Origin of the sequence: uncultured Bacteroides sp., from assembly GCF_902472605.1 — a bacterium.
Classification (GTDB): domain Bacteria; phylum Bacteroidota; class Bacteroidia; order Bacteroidales; family Bacteroidaceae; genus Phocaeicola.
Window position 1 is genome coordinate 1 of record NZ_CABROP010000062.1, and the last position, 13,547, is coordinate 13,547.

The window sequence follows — 13,547 nt, forward strand, 5'->3', positions numbered from 1 at the left end:
CTACTACTTCTTCTCGTGTCATCATAACTTTGCTTTTTGGACGTAAAGTTAATGATGGAAGTTGGAGACAAAAATACGTGGTTTACCGAATGCTTACTTAGGTTCGCAATTATATTATTAAATCACCAGAAATATCAAAAGAGGTTGTCTTACCCATCTTTTCAACTCTTCTTTCCCAATTTTTCCCTAAAAAATAAAATCTAATACTATCCAAATTCAAATCGATTATTGATTCTAATCTTGCTCGTAACACTAAAAACTGTGATTCTGTAAGCAAGCATTCAAAAACTGAATTCTGTACTCGCTGCCCATAATCTTTACACGCATTCGCCACATTACGTAATCTCTTTTTTCCAGAGCTTGAAAGAGTATCTACGTCGTATGTTATCAGAACCATCATAACTTATTGAATTAAAAAAACGGGATAATCATCAATTTCACCACGAATATAACGAGCCATAAGCATTGCCTGAGAATAAGGCAATAAACCTATCGGAATTTTCTCACCTAAATAGGGATGAGTTATTAATTCTTTTTTTCTACTTTGCCAACATGATATTAAAATTTTACGACAACTGTCAGTCATCAAAATACTTTCATCACCTTGACTAAAAAAATCTTTTTCGGTAACTTGTTTTCTATTAATTAAAGACAAAACTAACCTATCTCCTAAATAAGCTCTTAGCTCCTCCATCATATCGAAGGCTAAAGATGCCCTACCTGGACGAAGAACATGAAGGAAACCAACATAAGGATCAAGTCCTACAGACTCCAATGCAGATGACATCTCATTAGCAATTAACGTATAAACAAAAGATAACATAGCATTTACCGCATCTCTAGGAGGACGTTTATTTCTTTTTCGAAAAGGGAATTTGTCTCTTTGCTGTAAAATCAATTGAGAAAAAACTGAAAAATAAGTACTTGCAGCCTCTCCCTCAATTCCCCTTAATTCGTCTATACTGTTAGCACTAAAAATCCTACGTTTCGCTAAATCTAGATGCATAGATACACTTTCAACCACAACATTAGAACCATTATCTCTAATGAAACGTCGCAAAATATTTCGATAATTTTGAATTTTCCCCCCAATAAACAATTTACTCAAGTGTAAAGAAAATTCTTTATCCCCTGCAAAATAGTATTGCTTTGTACGCAGGAATACATTTCCCTTGGTAGCTCCTTGAACTCTACTAATAAATCTCCCTTGTGGAGTAAGAAAAGTTAATGAAACATGATTTTCTACACATAACCTCATTAAACCTGGACTTACACCCATATAACCAAAAGTTACAATCGATTCTATATTTAAGACAGGAATTCTGAACACTTCAGCTTGATTGACAGAAACAACTATATTTAACCCATCTTTAGACAAATATGCATCAGGAGTCGTCACATATAAAGTATTAAGCAATTTCCTCATATAAATTTTTCTTTAAATAGGTCGAAGCTTGAATCATATTTCCCACTAAAGGCAAACAAATGTCATAAAGTGAACATCTTTTACAATGAGGTTGATAAATGGCTCTCGGTATTTGTCTTGAAGAAAAAATCACATGCATTTGATTTGCGCATTTTTGAGTGAGCTCTCTTAATCCATCATCAATATGTATTATATCCCGACGGCGCACCTCATGATAGTATAAGGCTCCATAATCTAGCCGGATTTGATACATTTCCTCCAGACATATTACTTGGGCAGCTAATTGAACCTCATCACACTTATTTGGTTTTTGTTTACCACGCTTATATTCAATAGGAAGAAGATGCCAGAATCCAGGATAGTGTGGATGCTTAATCGCATTAATTAAAGAATCTGAGGGTGATAATTCCACTACATCTGTAACACCATATAATCCCAAAGAAGATGATGCAACATGAACTGAACGTAAGGTTATAATATCCCCATTTTTCTGTCTATAAAAAGGAGAATCTACACGTTTATGAAGCAACTGTCCTTCTGTGGTAAGACTGTTGTCCTCCCATTCCTGTGATAAATGAATAAGCCCCCATTGTCTGGGACAAAACATAAAATGCTGTATCCCAGACAACATAAGCATATTTTCATCATCATATTCCATAACAAACTGTTTTATATAATTTCCTCCAGATGAACGTGCTCAGGAAGCTTAGATGTATCTATAGACACATCATAATCCACAAAACTACGGGCAGCCCCCTCACATTTCTTCTTTACAGTAACCAAATCAAACAATTTATTAGCTGGAACATTCCCAAGTTCACTGTCATGGCGAAATATAATAAGCTTCTGTGTACTCATTAAACCTCGTGAAGCGGAACGATCACAATCAAACATATTCTTCAATGCTTCCCAAAACAATTTTAAATCTTCTTCTGAAAATCCCGTCTGCTTAGCCAAATTTGCAGAAATAAAACCATGACATCTGTATAAACCGTATGGAACTGTCGATTTACGTCCCATTGTATGATTATCACCGCCTTGTTTCTCCGCTTCCTTATCTGTTGTCACAGCTATACGTGTAATAGAGTGTTCCATACTGACAATTGGATCTACAGACCGAGCAAAAGTCAATTGTATAGGCCCTCTTACCTGTCCAGCATTCTTTCCCGTAGTCATTACTGCGCCAAAGGTTCTAACATCATAATACTTAGCACACATAAACTTACGAGCTGCATCAACTTGTTCTCCAGTTTTTTTCCCTTTTTTCCCCTTTTCTTTTACCGATTCATCATCGTATGATTCATCAATTAAACTATTCAAAATAGCTTTCTCTTTAATAAATATATCATATCCAGCCTCTCCTAATTTTGCAATTTGTATATAATTTCGCACCTTACGTTTTAAACATACATCAGAAATTAGCCCTTCTCCTGTTTCGGCATCTACTCTAGGTAAATTACCTGCATCTGGATCGCCATTGGGATTACCATCTTGTACATCAATAAATAAAACAAAATCTATCTTATTCTTTAATTCTTCCATAATATCAGTATTTTTATTTATTCAACATTTTCTTCATCTTTATTCTCATTACTTGCTTTATAAAACTCTGCCATCTGATGATGATATCCAACAAAGAAACGACCTTGATCCTGCATATCCAAATGAGTTGGGAAACCATCCGCAGAAAGTAAGTTTATAATCTCATTTTTCAACCTTCTGAAGAAAATAATTGAAGCATTATTTAACTTCTCTTCATGATGGACAGAAAGATTCATTAAGTTTCCAAACACTGTGGCAGGAGTAATAGAAGCAGCATTTAAATAACGTTGACGAATACTATCTATTCCATTACTCTTCTTCTGGATATATTCTAACGTAGCAAATAAACGGCCACACACATATCCTACATTTGTATTTGATTTATCTAACATAACGGTAAGTTTATGATAATTATTTGATTGCCTATTTAAATAAGCTTTTATTATTGCTACACGAGTCTGTGTCGTTCTTTGTTCGGCATGGATTCTCTTTAAACATGCTAAGTATAAAGAATAAGGATAAGGTATATTTTGAAAAACACTCTTAATAACAGCCTCTGGTAAATTTGGCTGAACATCACTGACTTTATTCTGCGAAGAAACAGCAGCTAACATATTATAAATTCCTTTATAAGACCTTGCCTTAATACGATAATCAACGATATCCATATCCCTAAAATGTTGCAATATATTCCCTGCAAATTCTTTTATCGGAATCTCCTTCCAATAAATTACAGCTAATCGCGCAGCATTAGGAGCCAAACCTAGAATAAAAAAGCTATCATTCGTTTGCGTTTTCAATTCACCAGAGAATATGGCTTTAAAGACCTTCTCGACTTGTACAACTCCTCTATCTGGATTATCAATCTCATCCTCTTGTAAATTCATCAAAGAGTAAAAACATGATTCAGCTTCCATCCCAGTCTCTGATGCAACAGATGCCCAAAATACGTACGTTCTTGTCGCAATTCTAACCATGTTCCTTGAATCTTTTTTCAAGAGAGACGACAAAGCAGTAGTATAAGCAAATTCTGCCTCACGGGAAATAGGTGCATTATACGCTTTTTCTTGTCCATAAGAATCATATCCTGAATCCACTTGAAAAGATACTAATTTAGCCGTAGCTTGACTGCCTACAATAGGGGTAGCTGTCGTTAATTCCACAATAGGCCCTTCTTTGCCTGTTACAAGACAAATATGTTGTTTCTTATTTTCTTGGTTAGCAGACAGACTATTCAAATAAAATTCCACCAATTCCTTATCTTCTGGAATAATAGTCGCTTCGCCATCTATCCTAAATGAAATATTACGAGTCAGATTTTTACATAACTCTCCCCAAAGGGGATCATTTTGCAAAACAGCCAGAATCGCCTCATTTTCTTTAGCATAGAAAAGATGCAATGCCTTTAAAGAAGTATTTTCAGGTAAAGCGGTATATAACTCTTCTACCTTTTTACAAAAAATATCATAATTCTTTCTATTCTTACTCTGTTCTTTTCGTAAAGCAGCCTCTTTCACTGCTAATTTTTGCGGATCTGTAGATGAACTTTTTAAAGGCAAATTAGCTTCTGAATAATTTAAGACATAAGCACAATTATCCCAACACAGATTAGCTATTGGATTACTACTTCTACTTACTGCTTTAGGCAATAAGAAAGATTTACAATGTTTATCATCAATCCGACAATCCTCAAGACGAAGAAAATTACCTTGTTTATCTATTACTATTAAAAAAGCCAATTCTTTATATTCCATACCAAGATTGGCCAATTCTTTTTTTCGATAATAATAATCATATAATGCTTTCAGTATCATCGTAAAATCTCCTCACTATTTCTAGGTGGCACATTAATTACACCCGCTTGCATATTCGCCCGAAAAAACATCGCGCTCACATTTTGGGGATTGGAAAAATCCAAATCGTAAAGCATGATACCTAAATCTCGATCCTGAGCCAAAGGAGGAGGCAAAACTTCTCCCTCTTCCAATAATCGAAAATAAGCAGGGAACTCCCGCGTTCCCAAATAAGGTTGATTGAAACATTGTCCTTTCGAGGCACGACGTTCAAACATAGCTTGGTATTTTCTAGGATTTTCATCTTTAGTCTCCCTGCGTAAATCTTCTTTCCGTTGATTCACCGGTATATATATTAATCTTGCATAAATCCTATAACGTACATCTTTTAATAATAAAGAGTTTCTCTGTTGACGTTTTTCCTCTATATAAATCTGTTGACTACGCATACTTCCTACAGCTCCTACTTCGTTTCTTCTTACAGATGCCCATTGAATGGGATTTAACACTTCTATTCGCGTAACCTCCCAACGAATGGCAGGCTTCCAAAATATAGCTTCAAAAATAGCCCGGGCAGCTGAAGGAGTTATCACATCGTAACTAACACGTTCCACCTTTAATTCAGGTCGAGTAAAACATGCCATATCCCCCCACACCTCTAAACCATATTCTTTATCATAGAATTCCATAATGCTTATTGTATTAAAATTTCATCCAACCAATGATTAAGTGTGATTAACCCCGTTTCATTGGAATATTGTTCTCTATCTGGAAGAAAATATATCCCATCTAGAATTTCTTCCAATAATCTTTGTTTTAACAAAGTTTGAAAATCATGTTCACTAATACAGACTATAAAATTACTTATTTTTTTTGAAAGTTCGTAAGAAAAACCATTTTTCTTGATTGACTCTACTATTTCCGAACTATTCTCATAATTTACTACAATATTTCGTCCCTTTTCTTCTATCAATTTAAAAGATTGTGCAGCTTGATCAAAATCTATTTCATTAACCCTAGATGATTGATTTAAAAGTTCAACTATACCTTTCTTATCGAAACTATTACATCGACAATATATCTGATGGAAATACGTAGTCATCGCCTGTGGAGAGAAACAATCTGTAATCTCTCCCATACTTTTTCGAGCTTCATTAGCTTCACTTAACGATCCTTTTGGTAGAGGCTTATCCAAGCTGAAAATATAAGTGTTAGCAATATCTAAATTGCCCTCTCGATTACATCTTCCGGCTGCTTGAAGTATTGAATCCAAACCAGCTTCTTGCCGAAAAACAACAGGAAAGTCCATATCAACTCCAGCTTCAATCAGTTGTGTCGAAATTACTCGAATAAACCTGATTAAAGGATCTTTCAATGCATTCTGAATTTGCTCAATAGTTTTTCGTATATGTAAAGGACACATCCTACGAGATAAATGGAACAAAGCACCTTCTTTAGGCATTCGATTAAATATTTCAAATGCATCATTACGAGTATTTACAATACACAAAACTTTTTCGTAATGAGCTAACCGATGAGCAATATCATCATAATGACTGTGAAAACTATCAAAACATATATTCACACGACGCAATTTGTCATGTAAATTCCAATCACTCGGGATAAGCTCTTCAACCTTTTTCAAACCATAAAGTTGTACCCTATCATTTGTCCCTCGATGATTTCCCACCAGAATTGGTTGACTAGCTGTAGTAAATAAAAAACTAACACTAAATAAACGTTGATAGCTATCCATTGCATATACAATAGGTTGCAAATATTCGCGAGGTAATGTCTGCACCTCATCTAAAATAACTACACTATTTGCTATATTATGAAGTTTCCGACAGACTGATGGCTTGTTGCTAAACAAAGATTCAAAAAACTGAACATTCGTTGTTACAATAATCGGATAATCCCAATTCTCAGAAGCAAAACGCTGTTGACGTACTAACAATGAAGCATCTGGTCTATCTTTCCATATTTCATCTGAATCAAAATTAGAATGATGCTCACATACATTTTCATCTCCAAAAATCATACGTAATATTGACGCCGTCTGTACTATAATACTGGTATATGGAATTGCAATTATGATTCTATTTTTCCCATATTTTACAGCATGTTTCATACTCCACAACAAGGCTGACAAAGTCTTGCCTCCACCTGTCGGAACTGTTAAAGAATAAAAGCCAGGTTCCTTTATCGATTTGTCAGAACATATCTGCTGTATTTCTGCTCGCAAGTGATTTAACTCCGTTTTAGGGGCATTTCTTGATAAAGTTGATAAATGAGCCTCTAATTTGGGTAACAAATCTACTAATGACGCACACTTTCTACGTTGACGGTAATTGTCTTCATTCATAAATCGTTCAGTATCCAAATAATCTGCATCAACTAAACAGGAAAATAGAAGACGGATAAAATGATTTAAATCATTTGGACCTATATTCTTTCCTTTGGGAATTAAGTCCTTCTCAATAAACTTTAACTTGGGTAATCTTATCTCTTCAGGAATCACATCATTCATTTTTGCATTAAAATCATAACTATCATATAAGCCAGAATGATGTGAAATTATTGGATATGACAAAAGAGGAAACAAATGAGGATAAAGCTGCCGCGCCACAAGTGCTCCAACAAATGCATGCGGAATCTTACCTACACACCTAAGATTAGGATTAAATCCTGAAACTTTTCGGATATACAACTGAAAGGCTTTTTGTTCTTTACCTTTATCATGAAGTAACCCAATAACAAAGCCAAGATTAGCACAGTCAAAAACGGAAGCAAATTTTTGTGACAATAAAGCCACTCCCTGTTCATGCTCTTCATTAGATTGAAAAGCCCATGAATCAGGATCTTGATTATCTAATAACTTAAGATGAGAAATATATTGAGGTTCTTGCATCATAATAGATTTATTTTAAAAATTCTCCCCTCTCACATACACCGGCTGAAACTTCGTCCCCGCATTCTTCAACACCCCTTTCTGCACCAGTTCCCGAATCACCCGCGTAGCCTTCGACTGGTTGAAACCCGTGAGCCGTTCAAAGTCCCGGCGTTGCAGGAAAGAATGGGTCTTGAAGAACTCCGCCAGCTTTTGCTGCACTTCTTCCTCGTCCAACTTGGCAGAGTGATGCGCATCGTCCACCTCCCGCTCCAGATACACACTCCGGAAACGGTCAATCAAGTTCTTGTCGGGCGTGAACTTGATGCTTCTCACCTCCACATCATCGTCCTTCACATACTTCGGGTTAATGTCAGGCGCACATTTCAGGCTCAGACTGAAATAGCCGATGCCGTCCAAGTGCACAGCGTACCCATTACTCAGAAACTCGTAAAGTTCATCGTTCAGGGCCGTGATGACCGCAGCCACATCCGCCGGGGCCACGGTACATTTCTTGTGTATCGCCTCCCGGATTTCGCGGGTGGTCACCACATCCTTTGTAATCACTTTTGCATGCAGCTTCGGGGCCGCAATGCCGTCCTTTACCGGATTCTCAAACAAGTCAAATTTAATAGCCATAACCGTATCTCTTTTATCGTTTCACTCTTCCTTTCCAAACTCTTACACAAAAATACCTCGACACGTAGCTGATGAGACCTCAGCACGAACGTGACGAGACATCCGCACGAACGTGTCAAGACCTCGTCGCGTTCGTGTCGAGGTAAATTTACAAAAATTCTCAAAGAATTGCAAGGAAATGTGTGGCTTTTACAACAAGCTCATCCCCCACTTTTTTACACCACTTTCAAGTATTGCGGCATCACCGGTTGCTCCAATCGCCAGGTGATGTTCATGGGGAAATCACCGTGCGAAGAAACATAGTCCACGAGGCCGAAACAATGGAAAGGACAGGTGTTTCCAAAGCCGTCTTTCTTTTCCTCACGCACAAAGAGCACAATCTTGTTGTGCCGCTGAGGCTGCTCGGTGTAAATCCGTCCCCCACGATTGTGATGGGCGTCGGTATTCTTGGACTGCCAATGGAAATAGTCTTTGTTGATGACATAATCATCATATTGCGTGGAAGGGGAAAAATCCTTGTCCGATTTGTTCAGCGTGACGAATAGCAGGGTGGCATCGTACTCCGGCAATGTCAATACTCCCAATGCAACCCCTTTCATCCTTTTCTCCGAAGTCTGCCGCCCGACCATGATAAATATTTCCTCACGCGTATAGCATCCGTAAAGCTCGATACAGGGCAAAACATCATTGCCGAGCGGAGTGGTGGTAATCTCCAAATGGGCCAGCAGATAAGATACGATTTCGGCGACTTCCTGCTTGAAATAGCGGTAACGGTCGTCGTGCAGCAACTCCAATGCGCGGTACATGCCCATCTCTTTGAATTCCGTTTTGTCGATTCTTTCCTGAAATAGGTCGTAATACAGCATGGTGGCATACGGCCGCTTGTTTTCCTCCATATAGTGCTCGCTGCCCGACAGAAAATCGGCCACGAAATGCAGATAAGAGGCCGTGTTATGATGTATCAGATTGCCCATGCCTTTCTCCAATCGGCGGGTAATCGCATCGTCGGTATAAGTGATGCGTCCTGCGGCCCGTTTGAGAAAGGCCCAACAGAGTTTGTTAGCATATACCACACGGATGTCTTGTCCGTTGTTTTCCAGGAACTGGGTCAGCGTGGGCAGTGTGGAGTAAGAATTGATTTCTTTTACCAGACGGGTCTTGTTGTAGATGGCCTGCTGGATGTTCTCCAAAATGTATTGCCGGGCCTGCTTTTCCATGATGATGCTGCACCCGGTGGGCAGAAGGGTGAAACCGTTGGCTATCTGCTGGGCGATGTTCTTTTCGGGACGCAGGGTCAAGGCACGGAATTTCGAGGCGAAATCATACTTCCGATGGGCTTGGACCACAAAGTCGAGGACGGTAAGCTCAGCTTTTCCCGGAGAAAGACGAAGGCCACGGCCCAACTGTTGCAGGAAGATGGTCAAACTGTCTGTGGGACGGAGGAAGAGCACCGTATCCACTTCGGGAATATCGACACCCTCGTTGAAGATATCTACCACACAGAGGTAGTGTACCAGCCCGTTACGAAGGTCCTCGGCCAACTGCTTCCGTTGCGGTTGCGGGGTGTCGGAGGTCAGGCTTTGGGCACTGAATCCGTATTTCTGGAACTGACGGGCCATGAAATCGGCATGTTTCTTATTGACACAGAAGCACAGGGCGCGACAGGTATATTCATCGGCCAGGTAACGGTGTAAAGCGTCCACGATGTGTTGTGCCCGTTCGGGTACGCACAGCTTGTCGGCCAGCCGGTCTATCACGTAGCGCTGCCCGTTCCAGAGGGAATCATCGGTCAGGTCGGTATCGTCGGTCACACAGAGGTATTGGAAAGGTGTCAACAGTCCAGCCTGAAGGGCTTGTGGAAGGCGTATCTCGGCACTGATGCGTCCGCCGAAATCCGGGCGAAGGTCTTTACCATCCATACGTTCCGGAGTGGCGGTCAGTCCAATCAACAAGCGGGGCTGAAAATGTGAGAAGAGCTTCCGATAACTATCGGCCTGACTATGGTGGGCTTCGTCGATGACGATGTAGTCGTAGTAATCGGCCGGGAGCTGGGAGAACAGACTTTCGAACCGCGAGTTGAACATGGAGATGGAGACAAACAGATGGGCGTAGTCGGCTTCGGTCTGGGGCGCCTCATTGCCCACCCACAGCGTACCGAAATTGGCGTCTTGCAGCACGCTGCGGTAGGTGTGCAACGACTGGCGAAGGATTTCCTCGCGATGGGCGGTGAAAAGGATGCGGCTGGTCTCTCCTGCCCTTGTCTGATGCTGACGGAAGGCCAAGTAATCGAAAGCGGAAATCACGGTCTTTCCGGTACCGGTGGCCGCCACAATCAGGTTGCGGAAGTTACCACACTCCTCGCGCTCCACTTTTAGCTTGTCCAGAATCTGCTTCTGGTGGGGCAGCAAGGTATAACGTTGGTACACAAAGGCATCCTGCTTTCCCTTGAAGGCATTCCGATGCAACTCTTGTTGGAATTTCTCGATACCTCCCAGCCGGAAGTCCTCAAAGTTCGGGCTGTTCCAATACAGGTTGAAGGTGGCCAGGGCAGTCTTGATGATGTGCGGATTCTCCACGCTCGTCACCCGCATGTTCCATTCCAGTCCGTCGGTCTGGGCCGATTTGGAAAGGTTAGACGAACCGATATAGGCGGTGTGCATGCCGGAATTACGCACAAAGATGTAGGCCTTGGCATGAAGGCGCTCGATGTCGGTGTGATAAGAGATGCGTATTTCCGTGTGGGGAAGTTCGGAAAGCTGTTGCACGGCCTTGGTTTCGGTCGCCCCGCAGTAGGTCGTCGTGATGATGCGCAACCGGGTACCTTCGCGTTGGCAGAACTTTTTCAAATCATCCAGCAGCAGTCGCACGCCGGAGAGTTTCAAGAAAGAGACGATGAAATAAATCTCGTCGGCACTGGCGATTTCCCGCCGGATTTCCTCGCCCAACGAAAGAACGCTGTTTCCACCCGTAAACAAGTTGCTCACTCGGAAGCCGGATTGTGGACGGATGGTTTCCGAACGGCTGTGCTTCTGCAACAGGCTCTTCTGTTGGGTCATCACTTCCATCAAGAGGTTGGAGGTGTCGGCTATCTGCACCTCCTCCACAAGTCCGTATTCCGCCAATATCCGGTTGACCAGGTTCATCCGATCGTGCACGTCTTCCGTGTCCTCTAACTTCTGCCGGATGGCTTTTGCCAGGTAATCGGCCAGGATTTTGGAAGATTCGGCGGCATCAATCTCTTCGCGCCGGCAAACCAACTGATGTGATTCGGCTTCCTGTATATCTCGTTCTACTTCCTGATTGATAATGTTTTCGTAGATTCCTTTCTTTAACATCGCTCGCTGATTTCTGAATTTCAAGCTGAAAGTACAAAATAAAATGAAACTGGCTGACATATTTTGAGAAAGAATCCCGAAAAACTTTATCTTTGTGAATATAAATCATTGGAGTGTATGGATAAGAATATTCTTGAATTTGTCACCTACTGTATTGGAAGTCTTTCACGGATTCTCCATTTGCCACAACGTGAGGTATATAACAGGCTGAAACAGTCGGGCATACTATATGGATACATCGTTCCTTCATACGATGTGCTTCACACATTTGGCTCTCGCTACCTGATGGCAGATTTGATTGATTTCATGAAGGAGAAAGGAGTGCTTGAAAAATGAGACTATACCATGCCTCTACTGTAATCGTGGAACGTCCCGATACGACTCATTCCAGAGATTATTTAGATTTTGGACGTGGATTCTATCTAACCTCCTTACGTGAGCAAGCCATAAAATATGCCGAACGTTTTCTACGTCGTCAAAAAGATGCTTGGTTAAATGTCTATGAATTAAAAGATGATTTAAAGGAATGGAATATTCTTCGTTTTAATCAATACGATAAAGCATGGCTTGATTTTGTGGCAGCATGTCGATCTGGAGAACCTACAAAGGAATATGATATGATTGTAGGTGGAATAGCTAATGATAGGGTCATTCTCACACTTGATTTATACTTTTCCGGAGAAATTAATCAAGAAGAGGCTTTGAGAAGATTAATTTTTGAAAAGCCTAACATACAATATTGTATTCGGTCGGATAAAATGTTACAACAATGCTTGACTTACATAGAAAGTAAAAAATTATGACAGAAGAAGAAAAAAGACAAATCATTATGGATGCAAAATATGCACGCATTATCAATGATATGAGTGAAATGTATCATATTCCCATTGATAAAGCGGTGGACGTATTTTATAATTCTGAAACGGCGAGTCTTATTGATGAAGGTATTGCAGATTTACATTGCCGAAGCGATAAATACTTGGCGACTGAAATTTGGAATGAATATTTAGAGAATCAAAATTGATACTTATCACACTCTCAGAAAAGCCTCCACATATATGACTCCTTTTATCCCCATTTTTTCAGCTTTCTTCATTCTGCTCGGTCTCCTCGTCTGGAGATTTCCCAAACTCATTGCAGGATACAACACCATGACACCTGAGCAACAGAAAAAAGTCGATGTGAAAGGACTCAAAACCTTCATGGGCCGCGTGTTCTGCGCAATTGGCCTACTAGTTTTTGTGGGCTATCTGCTCCTAAGGCTTTTCATGAACGAAGCGTCAGCTATCAACATTAGTTCCATAATAGTGCCCATAATAGGGGTGATCTATCTACTGGCTGGTGCACAACGATACGACCACAACTAACAGGAAGCTGACCGTCTCTTTATCTCCTCCACCACCTTCACATCCGCTGGAAGCCACGCCACGCTCTCCAGCTTCTCCCGCTTCAGCCAAGCGGCATTCTCATGCTCCTTCAGCACCAGGCTGCCGGAAACCACCGAGCAAAGATAGCAGTGCATGGTGAGATGGAATGACGGATACTCGCAGTCCACCGTGGTGAGGAAGGCATCCACCCGGATGTCCGTGTCCAGCTCCTCGCGGATTTCCCGCACCAGGGCCTCTTCCCTGCTCTCGCCCGGTTCCATCTTCCCACCGGGGAACTCCCAATAATCCTTGAACTCGCCGTAGCCGCGCTGGGTGGCGAAGTACTTCCCGTCGCGGACGATGACAGCCGCCACCACTTCGATGCGTTTGCCCACTACATACGTCTCTCCTTCCTGCCGGATGCTCCAGAACGGGACGGACTGGACATCGGTGAACTCTTTCATCCGCCAGGCCGATTCGAACCCGCTGGCCACGAAGTGCATAGGCACGAACAGCCCGACCTGAAACACGTCGAGAAACTGACGGGCCCCGCGG

Annotated in this window: 14 protein-coding genes and 1 pseudogene; 4 read left to right on the forward strand and 11 right to left on the reverse strand. The window is 41.1% G+C overall.

The annotated features are described in order from the left end of the window. Window positions 1–109: 109 nt before the first annotated feature. From cas2 to RDP42_RS11770, 9 genes are all read right to left on the reverse strand, one after another. Entirely contained in the window at window positions 110–400 is a 291-nt protein-coding gene (cas2, locus tag RDP42_RS11730) for a CRISPR-associated endonuclease Cas2 (RefSeq protein ID WP_308763830.1), read from the reverse strand. 3 nt (window positions 401–403) lie between these two features. Then, window positions 404–1,426 carry a type I-C CRISPR-associated endonuclease Cas1c gene (gene cas1c, locus RDP42_RS11735; protein ID WP_308763831.1) on the reverse strand — a complete coding sequence of 341 codons (1,023 nt, stop codon included), beginning with the start codon at window positions 1,424–1,426 and terminating at the stop codon, window positions 404–406. After that, complete coding sequence (gene cas4, locus RDP42_RS11740; protein ID WP_308763832.1) at window positions 1,410–2,084, reverse strand: CRISPR-associated protein Cas4; 675 nt, start codon at window positions 2,082–2,084, stop codon at window positions 1,410–1,412. Before cas4 ends, cas1c begins: the two co-directional genes overlap by 17 nt. An 11-nt stretch (window positions 2,085–2,095) precedes the next feature. Continuing rightward, entirely contained in the window at window positions 2,096–2,968 is an 873-nt protein-coding gene (gene cas7c, locus RDP42_RS11745) for a type I-C CRISPR-associated protein Cas7/Csd2 (RefSeq protein ID WP_308763833.1), read from the reverse strand. Window positions 2,969–2,985: 17 nt separating this feature from the next. Continuing rightward, the gene (gene cas8c, locus RDP42_RS11750) at window positions 2,986–4,782 is read right to left on the reverse strand and encodes a type I-C CRISPR-associated protein Cas8c/Csd1 (RefSeq protein ID WP_308763834.1); all 1,797 of its coding nucleotides are present in this window, start codon (window positions 4,780–4,782) and stop codon (window positions 2,986–2,988) included. Beyond that, window positions 4,779–5,450: a type I-C CRISPR-associated protein Cas5c gene (gene cas5c, locus RDP42_RS11755; protein ID WP_308763835.1), complete on the reverse strand. Its 672-nt coding sequence runs from the start codon at window positions 5,448–5,450 to the stop codon at window positions 4,779–4,781. Before cas5c ends, cas8c begins: the two co-directional genes overlap by 4 nt. Before the next feature lie 5 nt (window positions 5,451–5,455). Further along, window positions 5,456–7,675, reverse strand: coding sequence for a CRISPR-associated helicase Cas3' (gene cas3, locus RDP42_RS11760; RefSeq protein ID WP_308763836.1), 2,220 nt, complete (start codon window positions 7,673–7,675; stop codon window positions 5,456–5,458). Between the two features lie 12 nt (window positions 7,676–7,687). Beyond that, window positions 7,688–8,290, reverse strand: coding sequence for a DNA-binding protein (locus tag RDP42_RS11765; RefSeq protein WP_308763837.1), 603 nt, complete (start codon window positions 8,288–8,290; stop codon window positions 7,688–7,690). Between the two features lie 215 nt (window positions 8,291–8,505). After that, window positions 8,506–11,625: a DUF3427 domain-containing protein gene (locus tag RDP42_RS11770; RefSeq protein ID WP_308763838.1), complete on the reverse strand. Its 3,120-nt coding sequence runs from the start codon at window positions 11,623–11,625 to the stop codon at window positions 8,506–8,508. 117 nt (window positions 11,626–11,742) lie between these two features. On the opposite strand from RDP42_RS11770, the gene RDP42_RS11775 reads away from it, so the two are divergent. The 4 genes from RDP42_RS11775 to RDP42_RS11790 are packed head-to-tail and all read left to right on the forward strand — an operon-like array spanning window position 11,743 to window position 12,992. Further along, on the forward strand, window positions 11,743–11,961 hold the full coding sequence (locus tag RDP42_RS11775) for a DUF3791 domain-containing protein (RefSeq protein ID WP_308763839.1): 219 nt from the start codon (window positions 11,743–11,745) through the stop codon (window positions 11,959–11,961). Window positions 11,962–11,987: 26 nt separating this feature from the next. After that, window positions 11,988–12,428 carry a DUF3990 domain-containing protein gene (locus tag RDP42_RS11780; protein ID WP_308763840.1) on the forward strand — a complete coding sequence of 147 codons (441 nt, stop codon included), beginning with the start codon at window positions 11,988–11,990 and terminating at the stop codon, window positions 12,426–12,428. Next, window positions 12,425–12,649, forward strand: coding sequence for a DUF3791 domain-containing protein (locus RDP42_RS11785; RefSeq protein ID WP_308763841.1), 225 nt, complete (start codon window positions 12,425–12,427; stop codon window positions 12,647–12,649). Before RDP42_RS11780 ends, RDP42_RS11785 begins: the two co-directional genes overlap by 4 nt. Before the next feature lie 34 nt (window positions 12,650–12,683). Continuing rightward, window positions 12,684–12,992 (forward strand): DUF3784 domain-containing protein, encoded by a 309-nt coding sequence (locus RDP42_RS11790; RefSeq protein WP_308763842.1) that lies wholly within the window; start codon window positions 12,684–12,686, stop codon window positions 12,990–12,992. Here the strand turns inward: RDP42_RS11790 and RDP42_RS11795 are convergent. Further along, window positions 12,989–13,387: a (deoxy)nucleoside triphosphate pyrophosphohydrolase gene (locus tag RDP42_RS11795; RefSeq protein ID WP_308763843.1), complete on the reverse strand. Its 399-nt coding sequence runs from the start codon at window positions 13,385–13,387 to the stop codon at window positions 12,989–12,991. The genes RDP42_RS11790 and RDP42_RS11795 overlap by 4 nt on opposite strands. Window positions 13,388–13,393: 6 nt before the next feature. Next, window positions 13,394–13,547, reverse strand: a pseudogene (locus tag RDP42_RS11800) (MBL fold metallo-hydrolase); the annotation flags it as partial.

Bases quoted from the DNA above. Each gene is read 5' to 3' on its own strand.
- cas2 (WP_308763830.1), bottom strand. From the start codon at position 400: ATGATGGTTCTGATAACATACGACGTAGATACTCTTTCAAGCTCTGGA.
- cas1c (WP_308763831.1), bottom strand. From the start codon at position 1,426: ATGAGGAAATTGCTTAATACTTTATATGTGACGACTCCTGATGCATAT.
- cas4 (WP_308763832.1), bottom strand. From the start codon at position 2,084: ATGGAATATGATGATGAAAATATGCTTATGTTGTCTGGGATACAGCAT.
- cas7c (WP_308763833.1), bottom strand. From the start codon at position 2,968: ATGGAAGAATTAAAGAATAAGATAGATTTTGTTTTATTTATTGATGTA.
- cas8c (WP_308763834.1), bottom strand. From the start codon at position 4,782: ATGATACTGAAAGCATTATATGATTATTATTATCGAAAAAAAGAATTG.
- cas5c (WP_308763835.1), bottom strand. From the start codon at position 5,450: ATGGAATTCTATGATAAAGAATATGGTTTAGAGGTGTGGGGGGATATG.
- cas3 (WP_308763836.1), bottom strand. From the start codon at position 7,675: ATGATGCAAGAACCTCAATATATTTCTCATCTTAAGTTATTAGATAAT.
- RDP42_RS11765 (WP_308763837.1), bottom strand. From the start codon at position 8,290: ATGGCTATTAAATTTGACTTGTTTGAGAATCCGGTAAAGGACGGCATT.
- RDP42_RS11770 (WP_308763838.1), bottom strand. From the start codon at position 11,625: ATGTTAAAGAAAGGAATCTACGAAAACATTATCAATCAGGAAGTAGAA.
- RDP42_RS11775 (WP_308763839.1), top strand. From the start codon at position 11,743: ATGGATAAGAATATTCTTGAATTTGTCACCTACTGTATTGGAAGTCTT.
- RDP42_RS11785 (WP_308763841.1), top strand. From the start codon at position 12,425: ATGACAGAAGAAGAAAAAAGACAAATCATTATGGATGCAAAATATGCA.
- RDP42_RS11790 (WP_308763842.1), top strand. From the start codon at position 12,684: ATGACTCCTTTTATCCCCATTTTTTCAGCTTTCTTCATTCTGCTCGGT.